The sequence below is a fragment of the Geomonas agri genome, assembly GCF_020179605.1.
Taxonomy (GTDB): domain Bacteria; phylum Desulfobacterota; class Desulfuromonadia; order Geobacterales; family Geobacteraceae; genus Geomonas; species Geomonas agri.
The window spans coordinates 1,631,805-1,648,790 of sequence record NZ_JAINZO010000001.1; the positions used below are offsets into that span (position 1 = coordinate 1,631,805).

16 protein-coding genes are annotated in these 16,986 nt (G+C 62.1%); 6 read left to right on the forward strand and 10 right to left on the reverse strand.

Annotated elements, in window-relative coordinates:
• Window position 1: 1 nt before the first annotated feature.
• Entirely contained in the window at window positions 2-205 is a 204-nt protein-coding gene (locus tag K7R21_RS07000; protein WP_199389585.1) for a SlyX family protein, read from the reverse strand.
• Between the two features lie 151 nt (window positions 206-356).
• Between K7R21_RS07000 and K7R21_RS07005 the strand changes: the two genes are divergently transcribed.
• Window positions 357-1,025, forward strand: a complete 669-nt coding sequence (locus K7R21_RS07005; protein ID WP_224982553.1) for a hypothetical protein — start codon at window positions 357-359, stop codon at window positions 1,023-1,025.
• Window positions 1,026-1,070: 45 nt separating this feature from the next.
• Here K7R21_RS07005 and K7R21_RS07010 read toward each other — a convergent pair whose 3' ends face one another.
• The 6 genes from K7R21_RS07010 to K7R21_RS07035 all read right to left on the reverse strand — a co-directional run bounded on the left by K7R21_RS07010 (window position 1,071) and on the right by K7R21_RS07035 (window position 7,471).
• The gene (locus K7R21_RS07010; RefSeq protein ID WP_224982554.1) at window positions 1,071-1,829 is read right to left on the reverse strand and encodes a TSUP family transporter; all 759 of its coding nucleotides are present in this window, start codon (window positions 1,827-1,829) and stop codon (window positions 1,071-1,073) included.
• Window positions 1,830-1,838: 9 nt separating this feature from the next.
• A complete protein-coding gene (locus K7R21_RS07015) occupies window positions 1,839-4,049 on the reverse strand; it encodes a hypothetical protein (RefSeq protein WP_224982555.1) in 2,211 nt (736 codons plus the stop codon).
• 95 nt (window positions 4,050-4,144) lie between these two features.
• Entirely contained in the window at window positions 4,145-4,729 is a 585-nt protein-coding gene (gmhB, locus tag K7R21_RS07020) for a D-glycero-beta-D-manno-heptose 1,7-bisphosphate 7-phosphatase (RefSeq protein WP_224982556.1), read from the reverse strand.
• Between the two features lie 38 nt (window positions 4,730-4,767).
• Window positions 4,768-5,337, reverse strand: a complete 570-nt coding sequence (gmhA, locus tag K7R21_RS07025; RefSeq protein WP_224982557.1) for a D-sedoheptulose 7-phosphate isomerase — start codon at window positions 5,335-5,337, stop codon at window positions 4,768-4,770.
• A 34-nt stretch (window positions 5,338-5,371) separates the two neighbouring features.
• Complete coding sequence (locus K7R21_RS07030) at window positions 5,372-6,385, reverse strand: glycosyltransferase family 2 protein (RefSeq protein WP_224982558.1); 1,014 nt, start codon at window positions 6,383-6,385, stop codon at window positions 5,372-5,374.
• Window positions 6,386-6,427: 42 nt separating this feature from the next.
• Entirely contained in the window at window positions 6,428-7,471 is a 1,044-nt protein-coding gene (locus tag K7R21_RS07035; RefSeq protein ID WP_015720676.1) for a rod shape-determining protein, read from the reverse strand.
• A gap of 241 nt (window positions 7,472-7,712) precedes the next feature.
• Between K7R21_RS07035 and K7R21_RS07040 the strand changes: the two genes are divergently transcribed.
• Entirely contained in the window at window positions 7,713-9,293 is a 1,581-nt protein-coding gene (locus K7R21_RS07040) for a peptidylprolyl isomerase (RefSeq protein ID WP_224982559.1), read from the forward strand.
• Between the two features lie 99 nt (window positions 9,294-9,392).
• Complete coding sequence (locus K7R21_RS07045) at window positions 9,393-10,283, forward strand: phosphoribosylaminoimidazolesuccinocarboxamide synthase (protein WP_224982560.1); 891 nt, start codon at window positions 9,393-9,395, stop codon at window positions 10,281-10,283.
• A 117-nt stretch (window positions 10,284-10,400) separates the two neighbouring features.
• Here the strand turns inward: K7R21_RS07045 and K7R21_RS07050 are convergent, their stop codons facing one another.
• Entirely contained in the window at window positions 10,401-10,757 is a 357-nt protein-coding gene (locus tag K7R21_RS07050) for a YtxH domain-containing protein (RefSeq protein ID WP_224982561.1), read from the reverse strand.
• Window positions 10,758-10,923: 166 nt separating this feature from the next.
• Between K7R21_RS07050 and K7R21_RS07055 the strand changes: the two genes are divergently transcribed.
• Window positions 10,924-12,027, forward strand: a complete 1,104-nt coding sequence (locus tag K7R21_RS07055) for an NAD(P)-binding domain-containing protein (protein ID WP_224982562.1) — start codon at window positions 10,924-10,926, stop codon at window positions 12,025-12,027.
• A 179-nt stretch (window positions 12,028-12,206) separates the two neighbouring features.
• On the opposite strand, the gene K7R21_RS07060 is transcribed toward K7R21_RS07055, so the two are convergent.
• Window positions 12,207-12,998, reverse strand: coding sequence for a tetratricopeptide repeat protein (locus tag K7R21_RS07060; RefSeq protein WP_224982563.1), 792 nt, complete (start codon window positions 12,996-12,998; stop codon window positions 12,207-12,209).
• 156 nt (window positions 12,999-13,154) lie between these two features.
• Here K7R21_RS07060 and ptsP point away from each other — a divergent pair, with 156 nt between their 5' ends.
• The gene (ptsP, locus tag K7R21_RS07065; RefSeq protein WP_224982564.1) at window positions 13,155-15,497 is read left to right on the forward strand and encodes a phosphoenolpyruvate--protein phosphotransferase; all 2,343 of its coding nucleotides are present in this window, start codon (window positions 13,155-13,157) and stop codon (window positions 15,495-15,497) included.
• 41 nt (window positions 15,498-15,538) lie between these two features.
• On the opposite strand, the gene K7R21_RS07070 is transcribed toward ptsP, so the two are convergent.
• Window positions 15,539-15,775 carry a YtxH domain-containing protein gene (locus tag K7R21_RS07070; RefSeq protein ID WP_224982565.1) on the reverse strand — a complete coding sequence of 79 codons (237 nt, stop codon included), beginning with the start codon at window positions 15,773-15,775 and terminating at the stop codon, window positions 15,539-15,541.
• 192 nt (window positions 15,776-15,967) lie between these two features.
• Here K7R21_RS07070 and K7R21_RS07075 point away from each other — a divergent pair, with 192 nt between their 5' ends.
• On the forward strand, window positions 15,968-16,975 hold the full coding sequence (locus K7R21_RS07075) for a peptidylprolyl isomerase (RefSeq protein ID WP_224982566.1): 1,008 nt from the start codon (window positions 15,968-15,970) through the stop codon (window positions 16,973-16,975).
• The last annotated feature ends 11 nt before the right edge of the window (window positions 16,976-16,986 follow it).

Below are 16,986 nucleotides of genomic sequence, written 5' to 3' on the forward strand. Positions count from 1 at the left end.
GTTAGTAGTGGGGCGGAGGCTCTTCTTCGGACGGGAGCCTGTTTTCGGAAGCGCTCAGGCCGCGCAGGTGTTCCTTGATGATCTTCAATTCCTTGGTGAGCTGATCGATGAGGGCCTGGTGCCCGGTGACCACCTCGTTCAACTGGTCGATGATGTGACCCTGGTGCATGATCAGCATCTCCATGTCAGTCAGACGCTGTTCCATAGTGAACTCCTTGTCGTGCCGGTTGTGAAGCAGGCAAAAGTTTAACCTGATTCAGTGCGATAGCCAAGATAAAAAACTTCAAAAACCGGACGGATTCTGATAATTTCGCTGACGCTTTGAGCACGAGAAGTGCGGGGCACGGGAGGTAGCGATGCAGGAAACACCGAAGTCGAGCAGCGAGCGTCACATCGAGGCCATCATGCAGCACCTGGAGCCGGGGAGCGACCGGTACGAGGTGCTGGACAAGGCCAAGCGCTTCAAGTCGTCGTGGGTCGAATTGGGCGAGAAGCTGCTGGACGTCAGCAAGAGGGGTCGTTTTCGCGAGTGGGGTTACGGCACCTTTGAAGAGTACTGCGTGCAGGAGATACGCATCAAGCGCGGCACCGCCGAGAAGTTGACCATGGCCTACCGGTTCATGGAAAAGGAAGAGCCGCAGTTGTTGGACCGGCGCGAGGAGTTGCGTCCCCTGCCCGATTTCAGGTCGATAGACCTGTTGCGTCAGGCCAAGGAAGAGAAGGGATTTTCCGCCGAAGAGTACGGCGATCTGAGAAAGCGCGTGGTCGAGGACGACAAGAGTCATCCCACCGTACTGAAGAAGTTCAAGGAAGTGGCCGCGCTGCGTGAAGAGCCGAATCCCTTGGTGCCCCTGAAAGCGGCCGTTTCAGCCGCCAAGCGGCTGGACAACGCGCTGCGTCTTTTGGAGAGCGTGCCGCAGGAGTATGTACAGCAGGTGGCCGAGGTTTTGAACCACCTGGAGCAGGAACTGAACGCCCGCGACCTGGGCGCCGAAACCGAAGCCGGCAACCTGCGCGAGATTTAGTTGCACGAGCTGCCACCCCCGGGGTGGCAGCCGCACCTTCCAGCCCTAGCGGTAGCTATCCCAAAACAGCTTCGCCGTCACTGCCAGAACCGAGCAGATGAACACCGGCCTGACGAACCTGGTCCCCTTGTGGATCACCAGCCTGGCCCCGGCGCGCGCGCCGACCGCCTGCCCCGCCCCCATCAGCAGACCCGCCCCGAACAGCACGTGCCCTCCCGCCACGAAGATCACCAGCGAGACGATGTTGCTCACGAAGTTGAACAGCTTGGTGTACCCGGTCCCCTTGCGCATGTCGAAACCGAGCCCGAGCATGATGGCGATCACCCAGAAGGAACCGGTCCCCGGCCCGAGGAAGCCGTCGTAGAAGCCGAGCGTCAGTCCGGCCAGGGTGTAGAAGAGCCTGCGCGGCAGGCGCGGGTGCACCTCCTCGGCGCCGAGCTTCGGCGTGAAGATGGTGTAGCAGAGGATCCCCAGCAGAAGAAACGGGATGCACTTCTTCAAAAAGCCCGGGTCGATTTGCTGGACGGTGTAGGAGCCGAGGATAGCGCCGATGGTGGTCCAGATGACGCCGGGGAGCGCGTCGCGCAGGTTGACGGTGCCCGCCTTGACGAAGTGGGTCATGGCCGAGCACGAGCCGAAACTGGCCTGGAGCTTGTTGGTGCCCAGCGCCGCCTGCGGCGGCAACCCCATGCCGAGCAGCACGGGAATGGTGATCAGGCCGCCGCCTCCGGCGATGGCGTCGATGCAGCCGGCAACTGCGCCGGCAAGGAACAGGACGGGAAAAAGAACCGGTGAAATCTCCATAAACTACAATTACTCCCCTACCTGTTGTTGTTCGTTACGTTTGCGGTACGCCGTGTAACTCTGGCGTGCTATCGATACTGCCAAGGGAATCTCCTTCAAGGCGATGCTGTCATCGGCAACCGCCTGCGCCACGTAATACATCTGCTGCCAGGGGATGGGCGCCTCCCCTCCTGCCGCCTTCAGCCACAGTGTTTGCAGCACGAGCCGCTGCAGCAACACCGGTCGCTGCTGCTCCAAGACCTGGTCGCACAGCCGCTCCAGCACCGTCGCTGTCTTGAGCGCCTTGCCAGCGCCGCGCGCCGCCTCGATAACGCGGTCGACCGCGCTCCCTTCCACCCTCCACTGCCCGAACAGGGCGCGGTAGCCGTGCCACCGACCCGACTCCTCCAGGGCAAGCAGCTGCTCGCTGGGGCTGTCCAGCGAACCTTCATGGCCGCCTGAAGGGAACTGGCTCCGCAGGTGCCTGCCCCCTTTAGCCTCTTGGGCCAACAGTTGCAGCATCTGCACCGGGTCGCACGTGCTCCCTTTCCAGTGGTCGCGCCCCAAAAGCTCCGCTGCCCGGACCAGCCAGTGCCCCGGCACCCTCCCCGCTTCGCTGCCGGCGGCGAGTGCCATGCCCACTCGCAGGTCGAGGTAGTCACCGGTGGACGGCAGGCAGCAGCGGCGGCTTCTGGCGGCCCTGACGAAGTCCTCCCGGTCCCGGCGCGTCTCCAGGCGCACCACGGTGCAGTCGGCGATACCGTTTTCCTCCAGAAGGGTCACTGTGCAGCCGGCGTAGGCACCCTGGTCGGCAACGATGATATCGAAGACCTGGCCGCCGGAACCGTCCAGGCAACTCGCGTAGACCGTCTCCTCGCCTGGAGGCTCCAGGTGGGCGCACGGGACGCGGCCCCTGCGCGCGTTGTTGATGGTCTGGTCCACGATGCTCCGGGTCGGCTCGGCGAACCAGTTGCGCGCCATGATCAGGCGCCTGAGCGTAGTGGGCGTCAGCGTCGCCCCCGCCACCGCGACCAGCATCCGCGCTACCTCGCGGGAGAGCTCGGGGTCCGGGTCGAAGACCAGCAGCGCGGCAATTTCGCGCAGAAAGGGGGCGTCTGCGGTCAAAAGCTCCCAGGTCAAGCCCGGCCTCAGTTCCGGGTCGTTCACCGAGAACAGTTCCAGGATCTCCTGCGCCCCGGCAAAGGGGCAGGTCACTCCCGCCGCGGCGAAATGCCTCAGAATGCCGGCGACAAACTCCTCGCTCGAGGCGGCGCCGACATCGAGTGATCCCTGCGCCTCGCCCTCCCCCTCAACCGCCTGGCAGATGCCCTGCAGCTCGGCAATCAGGTTCAGACGGCTGCGCAGCAGGATGTCGGCTACCGAGAGGCGCAACTGGGTGCCACTCCTCTCCCGGTACACCCGCAGTGCCAGCGCGCTTTGCAGTCGCTGCAGCTGCGCCCTCGCCCCCGGGCGCCCCCCCGCCGCTTCCACCTGGTAGAACTCCAGGGTCAGGGAGAGGATCCTCAGCGCCGCCGAGACCCGGTCGTGGTCGGCCTTGGCATCGCGTCCCAGTGTCGCCAAAAGCGAGGCCAATTCCTCCACCGCCAGCGGGTCGGCAAGCAGGTGGCGGTGGAGTTCGTCCTGCAGCCCGAGCAGGACGGCGATGGGGGCGCTCACCCCGGCTCGCGCGTACAGTTCCACCAGGCGCATGAGGCCCGAAGGGCTGCCCTCTCCGGCACAAGGGGGCTGGGGGCACGAGGGGGTGAATCCGTGCCGCACCGACTCGGTGAGCATGCTCTCCAGGTCCGGCGCCGGCAGGGCCCGGTAGAAAAGATCGCCGGGAAGCGGGAATGCCCTGCCGCGGTAGGGACTGCCGTCGATCAACTCCCGCACCTCGCGGTAACGCTCATACATGCGCGTCACCCAGTCCGGGCGGGAATTGAGTGTGTGCACGCAGAAGTCAAGCAGGTCGGCAGCATAAGGAACTTGGTAAGTAGAGCCGTCCAGGTAGGGGCCGGAAAAGGGACCGTCGCCGTCGAAGCCGAGGCAGATCATCGCCTTTTGCCGCTGCTTCTGGTCCAGCACCAGGAGGGCGACCCGTCGGCAGTCGCACCCCGGGGTGGTGCAGTAGCACTCGACGAACGCGTAGCTCCCCCTCGGGATCCGTGCGCTCTGCGCCAGCAGTTCCAGGGTCATGGTAGACCCGGCGGCGTTCGGGAAGATCTGGTGGTACGGCTTCATGCCCACTCCATCGAAAAAGGCCGCTCCTGCCGGTGATGGAAAACCGGTCGGTAGCGGCCGCGAAAAGAAGGCGGACGTCACTCACTGCTGCCGGTTCAGCGTTTTCTGCGCTTCCCCTTTCCCTCGGCGATGATGATGGCCTCCACCGCCGCCTGCAGGTCCTCGTAGGCCCGCACCCCTTTGGGAAGCCGGGCCGAATCCGCCGCGCCGTAGCCGGTACGCACCATGAGCGCGCGGCAGCCGGCATTGATGCCCGCCTCCACGTCGGCCAGCTTGTCGCCGATCATGTAGGAGCGGGAGAGGTCGATATCGAAATCGCGTGCCGCCTGCTGCAGCATCCCCGGTGCGGGCTTGCGGCAGGAACACTCCACCCGGTAGTCTCCAACGCCGTGCTCGGGGTGGTGCGGACAGAAGTAGCAGGCGTCGATGGTGATGCCGAAATCGCCCAGTTCCTCGTGCATCCGGTCGTGGATCGCCTCCAGCGCCGCCTCGTCGTACAGGCCGCGCCCGATGCCGGACTGGTTGGTCACCACGACCAGGAGGAAGCCGGCGTCCTTGAGCCGCTGCAGGGCGTAGGGGACCCCGGGGATGAGCCGAAACTGCTCCGCCCTGCTCAGGTACTGCACCTCTTCGTTGATGGTCCCGTCCCGGTCAAGAAAAACCGCCCGCCGCTGCTCCATGGTACCCCTGGCCTTTCCCGCCTCTTCCCGCCTCGCCGCTACGAAAAAAGTTCACGCTCCACGAGGTCGCACAGGATGTGGATCATGGTGATATGCCCCTCCTGGATCCTGGGGGTGTCATTGCTGGGAACCACCAGGGCGAGCTCGGCCACACCCTTGATGCTCCCCCCGTCCTTGCCCAGGAGGGCGATGGTACGGCACCCAAGGCTCTTGCCTGCCTCCAGGGCCAGCTGCACGTTGGGAGAGTTGCCGCTGGTGGAAATACCGACCAGCACGTCCCCCGGTGCGGCATGCGCCTCGACTTGACGCGAGAAGATGCGGTCGAAGCCGTAGTCGTTCCCCACCGCGGTGAGGATGGAGGTGTCGGTACTGAGGGCGATGGCCGGCAGCGCGCGCCGCTCCAGTTTGAAGCGCCCCACGATCTCAGCGGCAAAATGCTGTGCGTCGGCGGCGGAACCACCGTTGCCGAACACGAGCAGCTTCCTGCCGTCGCGCAGCGCCTGGGCCAAAAGCGAAACGGCGCTCTCCAGGGACGGACAGAGGTCCCGTTCGAGCGCCGCGATGACCTGGGCGTGGGCCTGGAGCTGGGCCTTGATCTCTTCTTTCATCAAACCTCCATGTGCGGGTGTCCCCGCGGCAATGCTAGTGAACCCGGCCCTTGATCCTCTCGGCAAGTTCGGAGAACGAGAGGTAGCTCTCGCTCCAGGGAAACGGCAGCCCGTCAACCGCGGTCACCGGCATGGTGCCGGGACGCTGGGCGACCAGCTTCTGGTAGAGCCGCCGCCTCATGCCGTCCCAGGACAGGCGCGGCAGCGGCACCAGCTTCACGTTCTCGTGCAGGCAGCAAAGCCCGGACTGCTGGGCCGACACGTACAGGGCATGGGGCAAAAGCAGCGTGTAACTGTCGCCATGGCGCGCACCCAGGAGCAGCGACTCCAGTTTCTGGCCAAGCAGGTCCAGTTCGACCCCCTTGGGCACGTGCACCAGGAAACTCCCCCCCTCGCCCCAACGCTCCCGGAACAGGGCAATGCTGCGCTGCAGAATCTCCCGGCGCCTGAGCTCAGACCCCAGCGGTACCTCCTCCTGGTGACTCACCAGGGGGCCCGGTACCTGGAAGGTGAAATACCCCTTGGCGCAGGCGCGCCTGGTAAAGTCCTTGAGGCACCAGGCACCTCCGTCCAGGTGCTCGTCCAGGCCACCGATCTCGCGGTAGAGCTCGCGGCGGATCACCATGGCAGCGAAAGAGCCGTTGGCAACCTCGCAGGGGCCCTCGCACGGTTCGCCAGGATCGAGACAGGGCAGCAGGATGCCGGCCTCGGCGTGCTGCTGGGCAAACTGCAGTAGCGGGTCAAGCCAGCGGGGAGTTACTATGCTGGTGTTGCGCACCAGGGCCAGGAAAGGGGCCTCGGAGCTCTCAAAACCGCGGTTGACGGCACGCACGAACCCGATATTGCTGTCGTCGCGCATCAAAAGGGCGCGCTCGTCCAGCCCGTCCGCGAACTCCTGCAACATCCTCTCGGTGTCGCGTTCGGATCCGCAATCAACGATGATAAGCCGGGCATTCGGGGTGTGGTTGATCAGGTTGACCAGGCAGTTTCGAGTCTCGTCGGGCCGGTTCCATACGGGTATGATGACGTCTATGATAACGTCGGTCATGAGCATCCCTCGGGCAGAAACGGCAAATGGGAGAACGGGGAACTAGGAGCTGACCGCTACGTTGCGCAACAGCGCGAGTTCGTCGAGCACCTTGCCGGAACCGAGCACGACGCAGGAGAGCGGGTCTTCTGCGGTCACCACGGGAAGACCGGTCTCCTCGCGCAGCAGCACGTCGAGGTTACGGAGCAGCGCGCCGCCGCCGGCCAGTACTATCCCCTTGTCCACCAGGTCGGCCGCCAGTTCGGGCGGGGTACGCTCCAGGCAATTGCGCACCGCATCCACGATGGCGGTAACCGGCTCGGAGAGCGCCTCGCGGATCTCGTTGGAGTCGATCTCGGTGGTCTTGGGTATCCCGGACACGAGGTCGCGCCCCTTGACCTCCATGTGCAAAAGCTGGGTGCCCGGGTATGCCTCGCCGATCTCGATCTTGATCAGCTCGGCCATGCGGTCGCCGATCAGCAGGTTGTACTTGCGCTTAATGTACTGGACGATCGCCTCGTCCATCTTGTCGCCGCCCACCCGGACGCTCTTGGTGTACACGATGCCGGCCAGCGAGATCACGGCAACCTCGGTAGTACCGCCCCCGATATCGACGATCATGTTGCCCGACGCCTCGGTGATGGGGAGTCCCGCACCGATCGCGGCCGCCATCGGCTCCTCGATCAGGTACACCTCGCGGGCACCGGCGGACTCAGCGCTCTCCTTGACAGCGCGCTTTTCCACCTGGGTGATTCCGGAGGGGACGCAGATGACGATCCTGGGACGGACCAGGGTCTTTCTGTTATGGACCTTGTGAATGAAGTAGCGCAGCATCTCCTCGGTGATATCGAAGTCGGCGATGACCCCGTCCTTCATCGGCCGGATCGCCGTGATGGTGCCGGGGGTGCGACCGAGCATCTTCTTTGCCTCCATCCCTACGGCGAGCACCTTCTGCTGACCGTTTGGCATCTTCTGGACCGCAACCACGGAGGGCTCGCGCACCACGATTCCCTTGCCCTTGAGATAGACGAGGGTATTGGCCGTGCCGAGGTCGATGGCGAGGTCGTTAGAAAACATGCCGAAAAGGGCATCGAAAATCTTGAGCATGCATGAACTCCTTTGAATTATCGCAATAGCCGGGCCCTTGCCCGGCGTCAAAGGAGGAAATATAGCAAATGGTACACACCCTTGCAAGAAAGAAAACCCGCACCATGACACACGCCGGGCACAGGGATGTCGGTATACTGCTTCATTCTACCGTTGCTTTTGCGATTAAAGTATATTATCATTCGCCACTCTTGATTATGAAATAGACTCAATTTTATGAGCGCAAAGGAGCCGAACCGGAATGCTAGGCGTAATGAGGAAGTACAAGCAATCCATTGTCATCAAAGTTGTATTCATTGTCATCGTTCTTTCTTTCATCGGGACCATCTTCCTGGTCTGGGGCAAGGGCGGCAGTGATGGACGCGGTGGCAAGAGCTATGCGGCAACGGTAAACGGCACCAAGATATCCCTCGAAGAATTCCAAAAGAGCTACTACCGCACCCGCGGCCTTTACGAGCAGATCTACGGCCGCTCCCTCACCCCGGAAATCGAGAAGCAGATGGGGATCAAGAAACTCACCATCGACACCCTGATCGACAACGTCCTCATCCTGGACGAGTCCAAGAAGATGGGCATCAAGGTCAAGAAGGACGACGTGGCCGCCGAGATCGCCAAAATACCGGCCTTCCAGAGAAACGGCGCCTTCGACTTCGGCATCTACCAGCAGACCCTGAAGGCCAACCGCATCACCCCCAAGGACTTCGAGGAGTCCCAGGAGCAGGAGATGCTGCTGCAGAAGACCCGCAACAAGATCAAGGAATCCGCCACGGTGACCGACGCCGAGGTTAAGGACGCCTACAAGAAGCAAAACGACAAGGTGAACCTCGCCTATGTCTCCTTCTCCCCCGCCGACGTCAAGGGAAGCATCAAGCTGACCGACCAGGAGCTCACCAGCTACCTGCAGGACCACCAGAACGAGTTCAAGACCCCGGAACAGATCTCGGTGGCCTACACCCTGGTCAGCCCGGCTCAGGCCGCCGGCAACGTCAGCGTGTCCCCGGAAGAGGTGCAGACCTATTACCAGAAGAACATTGACCGCTACCAGGGCAAAGGGGGCATCCTGCCGTTCGCCGAGGTGAAGGACAAGGCCACCGCCGACGCCCAGAAGCAGAAGGCAGCCAAGGAAGCTTACGAGAAGGCCGCCACCGCGGTCAACAAGTTCAAGGCCAACGGCGACCTGGACGGGGCCGCGGCCTCCCTGGGCAGCAAAGTGGAAAAAACCCAGCTGTTCACCGCCAAGGCACCGGCGGCAGCGCTGGCCGGCGAGAGCGAGGTAATCGCCCGCGCCTTTGCCCTGAAGCAAGGTGAGCTTGGTGGCCCGGTTGAGACCGCCAAGGGGATCTACCTGGTCAAGGTGCTGGACAAGAAGCCGTCCGCCGTTCCGCCGCTGGCCCAGATCAAGGGCGCCGTCGAAGCCAAGGCCATCGCGATCAAGGCCGCCGACCTCGCCAAGAAGAAGGCAGAGGAAGCGCTGGCACAGTTCGCCAAGGGCGGCGTAGCCGCCAAGGAGACCGGCAGCTTCGGCTACGCTCCGACCGGCCAGGTGCCCACCATCGGCGCATCCCCCGAGATAATGGAAGCTGCCTTCACCCTCAACGCTCCCAACCAGGCCGCCAAGCAGCCCTTCAAGGTGGGCGACCGCTGGTACGCCGTGGCGCTCAAGTCCCGCACCGAGGCGCCGCTTACCGGCCTCGCCAAGGATTCCGGCTCCATCAAGGCGGCGCTGCTGCCCAAGAAACAGCAGGAGGCCCTGGACAAGTGGGTCAAGGACCTGCGCAGCAAGGCCAAGATCGACGTCAATCCGCTGGTGCTCCAGGACTAGACGGGAAGTACCACAGGTTACAGTGCGAGGTGGAGGGTGCGGGTGCACTCTTCACCTTTCACTTTTCACGCTCAGCGCGAATAAAAGGAGAATGCACCAATGACAACACCGGTACTCAACACTGACTTCCCCGGCCTCAAACTTGCCGCACGCGGGAAGGTGCGCGACATCTACGACCTCGGGGAGACGCTGCTCATCGTCACCACCGACAGGATCTCCGCCTTCGACGTCATCATGAACGAAGGCATACCCAACAAGGGGTACGTCCTGACCCAGATCTCCGCCTACTGGTTTCGCCAAATGGAAGACATCATCAAGAACCACATCATCTCCACCGATGTGGCCGATTTCCCCGCTGAGTGCCAGCCCTACGCCGACGTCTTGGCCGGCCGCTCCATGTGGGTGAAGAAGGCCCAGCCGCTCGCGGCCGAGTGCATCGTGCGCGGTTACATCTCCGGCTCCGGCTGGAAGGACTACCAGCAGACCGGCGCGATCTGCGGCATCAAGCTCCCCGAGGGGCTCAAGGAAAGCGACCGCCTGCCGCAGCCGATCTTCACCCCTTCCACCAAGGCAGAGCTCGGCACCCACGACGAGAACATCTCCTTCGAGCGCATGTGCGAGATCTGCGGCAAGGAGATCTCCGAGAAGGTGCGCGAGGTGACGCTGAAGATCTACGAGAAGGCGCGCGACCTGGCCGACCAGAAAGGGATCATCATTGCCGACACCAAGTTCGAGTACGGCATCTACGACGGCGAACTGATCATCATCGACGAGTGCATGACCCCGGACTCCAGCCGTTTCTGGCCCAAGGACAGCTACAAGCCGGGCGGTGCGCAGCCCTCCTTCGATAAGCAGTTCCTGCGTGACTACCTGGAGACCCTGGACTGGGGCAAGACCGCTCCCGCCCCGCCGCTTCCCGAGGAGATCGTCAAGAAGACCGGCGAGAAGTACATGGAAGCGCTGGTGAAGCTGACCGGCAAGGGGATTTAAAGGCAGGCCAAGACAAAGATTGAGACAAAGCAAAGGCCCCGCATCGACGATGATGCGGGGCCTTTTTCTTGCCAACATCAGGCAGCTTGCCTTGTCCCCCTCCCCTTGCGGGAGGCCCTACCCTATCAGCTTGGCCAGTCGCGACCTCTCCTTCATCAGCCGCGCCTCACCGTCCTCCAGGGCCTTCAGAAGTCCCTTCTTGGCGCCGTAGGCCATGTCCTTGCCGCGGTCCAGGATCTCGGAGGCGCGCTCGCCAACTGCTTCGGCCATCTCCCCCACCTGCTCGGAGAAATCCTCAACCGCCTCCAGCGCCTCTTCGCCTTTGCGGCGCGCCTTCTTGGCGTAGCGGCCGAGCTCCTTGCGGGTTTTCTCGCCGCTTTGCGGCGCGTACATAAGGGCGACGCCAGCCCCGATGATCCCTCCGGCCAGGAGCAGCAGCGCCCCAACCATCACCTTGTTGTCTCTTTCGGCCATAGCCCCTCCTCCTTCGCCAGCGTTGTTTTTTTCGGACTGCCTCCCTATACTACCCGATGCCGCCTCTTTGCCAAGCACGCTTCTCATTATTGCTAGGAAGCACCCGGCCAAACGTGTATAGTTGTACCGTTATAGAACACCCAGAAAGAGACCCGCGAGGAGCACAATGGATCAAAAATACGATGTACTTATCGTCGGCGGAGGCCCCGGTGGTGTGGCCGCTGCTTACTTGTGTCACAAAAACGGGCTTTCCCACCTCCTGATCGAGGGGGGCAAGTCGATCTTCCAGGGCATTGCCAACACCTACCCCGAAGGGAAGAACGTCTATCCTTCCAAACCCAAGGAGAACCCGGAACCGTTCCTGGTGGAAGAGCTGCGTCCGCCCGACAAACCGGTCACCGTGGAGAAATACATCCAGTACGTGCAGCACTTCGTCCAGCACGAAGGGCTCAACGTGCTCACCGACACCCAGTTCGAGAACATCGAAGAAGGTCGCGACTACCTGAAGGTGCACACCTCCCGCGGCACCTTCCAGGCCAAGAAGGTGCTGCTCGCCTTCGGCAGCTCCATCCCCAAGGAACTCTCCGTGTACGGCGACGCCAAGATGGTCGCCAAGGGTCTTGACGATCCCAAGAAATACATCGGCGTACGCACCCTGGTGATCGGTGGTGGCAATTCCGCCGCCGACGTCATCATTTCCATCCTGAAGGAGAAGAGGAACGCCAACGACAAGGAGCCGGTGTACTGGGCACACGTTGCCGAAACCTTCGACGTTAACAAGGAAACCGCGCAGCGCCTGGGCGAGGAGATCCTTCTGGGGGGTAACATCCGGCTCCTGCCCGGCGCCACCCCGAGGATCGGCGAAGTCGATGACGAAGGTGTGGACCGGTTGGTGATCCGGGTCAGCGAGGACAAGATGGCAGGCGGTATCGAGCGTTACCACGCCATGAGTTTCCCGATGAAGAACGTCATTGCCTGCATTGGCAGCCAGGGTCCCACTTCCATCTACGACAAGATCGGCGTGCAGACCATCGCCTGTGCCGAGGGCGTGTGCCAGGTGGCCAAGGAAGGAGACCGCTTATTGCTGCTCACCGCCGACTTTGAATCCACCAGGAAGGGAGTCTACGTGATCGGCGGCGCCATCTCCCCCTCCTACATGCGTATCAGCAAGGGGGCGATCCACGAGGAGCGTCACCCGAACCTGATCTACACCGCCGTCAACGACGCCCACCACGTCGTCGACGCCATCCTGAAAAAGATAAAGAAGTAAACGCCTCACCGAAGCACCGAGCCGCTGCCATAACACGAGAAGGCACCCAAACGTCCCCCCTTTACGAAAGGGGGGACAGTGGGGATTTGCCTCTCCCGCTGCAACAACAAAAAAGGGGAGCCCCAACAGGCTCCCCTTCTCACTTCATATTTACTTTAACCAGTCTCTAGTCCTGGCCCCTACTTCATCTCTTCCTTAAGCCCCTCGATCACAGCCTTAACCTCGGCGATCATCTCCCTTGCCTGCGGCGAGTGTTCCCGCTTCAGGTAGTTCTCGAAGTGCTTGATGGCCTCAGCGGTGCGGTCCTGGTCGATGCAGATATTGCCCAGGGTCAGGTAGCTCATGGTAAAGTCCGGGTCAAGCCGGATCGCCTCCAGCGTCTCGCGCTCGGCAGCCTCGAGGTCGTCCATGTCGTAGTAGAGCTCGCCCAGGTTGAAGCGGGCGGTGGCGTCAGTGGGATCGATCTCGATGCCCTTGTGGTAGGCGGCGATCGCCTTCTCGTTGTCACCCAGGCCGTAGTAGAGGTCCCCCATGGCGTTCAGAGCGAAGACGTTACCCGGATCGAGCTCCAGCGCCTTCTGGAAAGCCTTCAGCGCGTCATCGGCGCGCTCCATGGCGTTGTAGACCAGCCCCATGCTGACGTAACCGTCGCACTCCTTGGGCTGCAGCTCGGTCACCTTGCGGTAGCAGGCCAGCGCGTCCTTGTGCTTGCCCGATTCGAAGTAGACATCGCCCAGGGCGGTCAGGCCGTCCAGGTCCTGCGGGGCCAGCTCCAGCCCCTTCTTGAGGGCGGCGACGGCATCGTCGACGTGCCCCGACTCGGAGTGCGCCTCGCCGAGGTAGAAGTATCCCTCAGCGTTCTGGGGCTCCAGCTCGATGCAACCCTTGAAAGCCTCGATGGCCTGAGCGTACTCGCCGGACTCCATCTGCGCTATGCCGTTTGCCAGCTTTTCCTCAAAAGTTGTTGCCATTGCCACCTCCACGACTCCAATCGGATTTCATTGGCGCACACTATAACAGAGAAGCCCCCCTTTTGCCAACTTAAGAGCTACTTAAATTGCATTAAAACCTTTCACATATCATTTTTCTCATCTATACTGCGAGCATCACACGCAAAGGGGAAGGCAATGCCAGAGGAGGCTGGTGAGCAACTGGGACTGAGGACATTGGAGGACATCAGCGCGCTGATTCTCCAATCCCACGATCTGCAGGAGACTCTGGACAACATCGTTAACCTGGTGGCTAAGAGGATGTCCTCCGACGTCTGCTCCATCTACCTTCTGGAGAAGGACGGCGAGACCTTGCGCCTGCACGCCACCCGCGGCCTTTCCAGGCTCTCGGTCGGCATCACCATGAAGATCTCCGAGGGCCTGACCGGCCTGGTCATGGAGCAGCGCGGCGTGGTCGCCACCGATAACGCCCCCCGCCATCCACGCTACAAGTACTTCAGAAAGACCAAGGAGGAGAAGGTGCTCTCCTTCCTGGGGGTCCCTTTCTTCGAACGCGACAACCCGATGGGGGTCCTGGTCATCCAGAACCGCGAGGCCCGCACCTTCACCCCCCAGGAAATCAGTGCCGTCTCCACCATCGCCTGGCAGATCTCCAGCATCGTCTCCAACGCCAAACTGCTCGACTCGGTACGCAAGAAGGAGGAGGAACGCGCCTTTTTTGCAGCCGAGGTGGACCGCCTCAAGAAGAGCGGCGTCCTGAAGGAAGGCAGCCGCCCTGCCCGCAAGTCCCCTTCCTCCGCCGCCCTGACCGGTATCGGCATCTCCCCCGGCTTCGCTCTCGGCAAGGTCTCCATCCTGCACCACAGGGGCCCCACCGACGAGGCGATCCTGGAGCGGGCCCGGCCGCGCTCCGAAGAATTGAACATGTTCCACCAGGCCCTGGAGAAGGCGCGCATCCATACCATCTACATGGAAAAGCGCATGGGCGAGATCCTCTCCGAAGCGGACGCGGGCATCTTCCACAGCCACCTGATGATCCTCGAGGACCGCGGCTTCATCGCCAAGATCACCACCCTCATTGAGGAAGGGCTCGGCGCGCACCGCGCGGTGAACCAGGTCGTGGAGGCCTACGTCTCCGCCTTCGCCAGGATGGAGGATCCCTACCTGCGCGAGCGCTCCGCCGACATGGAGGACATCGGACGTCGGATCTGCGACGCCCTGAACGGCCACAGCAAACACCGTGAGCGCCTGCGCGAGGAGCGCATCATCGTGGCGCGCGAACTGCTCCCCTCGGACCTTGCCATCATGGACCACGGCAAGGTGATCGGCATCGCCACCGAGAAAGGGAACCAGAATGCCCACTCCGCCATCATGGCGCGGGCCCTCGGCATCCCCGCCGTCTTCGGTGTCGAGGGGCTCCTGCAGCGGGTCGGCGTGCGTAGCGAGGTGGTGGTGGACGGCAACTCCGGCTGCGTCTACGTGAACCCGGACCACTCCGTGAAGCAGGAATACGTGCGGCTGCAGGGCGATTTCGACCAGAAGCAGCGCGCACTGGAGGAGATCCGCGGCCTCCCCGCCTGCACCCAAGACGGCTGCAGCATCTCCCTCTTGGCCAACATCGGCCTTTTGAGCGACCTCAAGGTGGCGCACCTGCATGGGGCCGAAGGGGTGGGCCTGTACCGCACCGAATTCCCCTTCATGACCCGCGCCTCGTTCCCCACGCGCCAAGTGCAGGCATCCGTCTACCGCAAGGTGCTGGAAGGTTTCCCCGACATGCCGGTGCACATCAGGACCCTGGACATCGGCGGCGACAAGGGGCTCTCCTACTTCCCGCACCCCAAGGAGGACAACCCGTTCCTGGGGTGGCGCTCCATGCGCCTGTCACTGGACCGCGAGGATATCCTGCGGGAGCAGCTGGCGGCCATCCTGATCGCGTCCGGGTCAGGGAAGTGCAACCTCATGTTCCCGATGATCTCCGGAGTGGACGAGGTGCGCCGCATCAAGGCGATCCTGGCGCAGGTCCAGGAGGAGTTGACACGCGAGGGACGCAGTTTCGACCCTGAGATAGGCTTCGGCGTGATGGTGGAGCTCCCCGCGGCGATCCTGGTGATCGACATGCTGGTCCGCGAGGTCGATTACGTCAGCATCGGGACCAACGACCTGATCCAGTACACGCTGGCGTGCGACAGGAACAACCCCAGGGTGCGCAAGTGGTACGACCCGTACCATCCGGCGGTGCTGCATTCGATAAAGAAGGTGGCGGATGCCGCGGCGAGCGCGGGAAAACCGGCGTCGCTGTGCGGCGAAATGGCGGGAGAACCGATCAACGCGGTACTGCTCATGGGGCTTGGGCTGCGCTGTTTCAGCCTGTCGGCGCCCAACATTCCCAAAGTGAAGGAGGCGGTGCGGCGCGTCACCCTACAAAAGGCACGCGAGATCGGCGACCGGGTGCTCGCCATGGAGAGCGCCCAGTCGATAAGGGAGTACCTGGAAGCGGCCCAGCGGGAACTGGGGCTGTAAAAACAAAGGCCGGACCCCATCGGGGGCCCGGCCTTGTTACGTTATATCCAGCAGTCGCCGCCGTCGTAGTTCATCTGATCGGAGCCGTTCTTCCTGGAGCGCAGCTTCGCGTTTTTCACGCACCCTTTCAGCTTGTCCATCGCCTCGTCTTTCGCTTCGCCCAGCTTCTCGCGGACCTCGCGACCGGTTTTCGGGGTAAAGAGGAGAGCGGCACCCGCAGCTACCGCGGCTCCGGCCAGGAAGGCCAACAGAGCGGCCTGTTCGCTTTTCTTCGACATGTCGTATACTCCTTTTGGTTCTGGAAGTTATAACCGGAGAAAAATGTGCAGTCATTCTTACCACATTCCGCAGCACATTAAAACCCCCAACAGCAAATAAAGACGCTTTTCCCGCCTTTCTGTTTTCTGATTTGAATTGAACTGCATTAGATGCTACTATCCGCCGACAATAAAACTTAAAAGGAGATGTGCATGTTTTCCTTCAAGAAATCCTCTGTACCTGTCGCTGCCGCCCTGCTCATGGCCTTGACACTTCCCGCTGCAGCACTTGCTGAAGAAGCCAGCAGCACCGCGGCCAAGCCGGTCGCCAAGGCAGCGGCCATCGTGGTATTGCACGTCAACAACTCGGTGATCACCAAACTCGATCTCGATCGCGCCCTCAAGGTCATGCTGGCGCAGAGCCAGGTGAACCAGCCCTTAACGCCCGAAGCCCAGAAAGAGGCCGAAGCCGCCGTATTGGACCAGCTCACCTCCGTTGAGCTTCTGTACCAGGAAGCCAACAAGCTGGAGATTCCCGACCTCGACAAACAGGTCAACGACAAGGTGGCCCAGAACCGCGCCAAGTTCAAGACCGACCAGGAGTTCATCGACGCGCTGAAGAGCGTCGACATGACCATGCAGGACATGCAGGACTTCACCCGCAAGGACATCGTGATCAACAACTTCATCGAGCAGAAGTTCACCGCCAAGGCGGCGGCCACCGATGCCGAGGCGAAGAAGTTTTACGAGGACAACAAGGACCAGTACTTCAAGCAGCCGGAAGCCGTCCGCGCGAGCCATATCCTGGTGAGTGCCGACGGGAAAGCCACGCCGGAGGAGCGCAAGCGCGCCAAGGAGAAAGCCGAAGCGCTGCTTAAGCGCGTGAAGGCCGGTGAAGATTTTGCCGCGGTTGCCAAGGCCGAATCTTCCTGCCCCTCCGCGAGCCAGGGTGGCGATCTCGGCGCCTTCGGTCGCGGCGAAATGGTACCCGCCTTCGATAAGGCCGCTTTTGCGCTCAAGGTCGGCGAAGTGAGCGGCGTGGTCGAGTCCGAGTTTGGCTATCACATCATCAAGGTGACCGATAAGCAGGAAGCCGGTGCCGAGAAGTTCGAGAACGTAAAAGACAAGATAGCCGACTTTCTGAAAAAGCAAAAAGTGCAGCAGGAAGTCACCAGCCTGGTCGAGCAACTCAAAAAGACCGCCAAGATCGAGAAGAACTAAGTCCCCTGCTC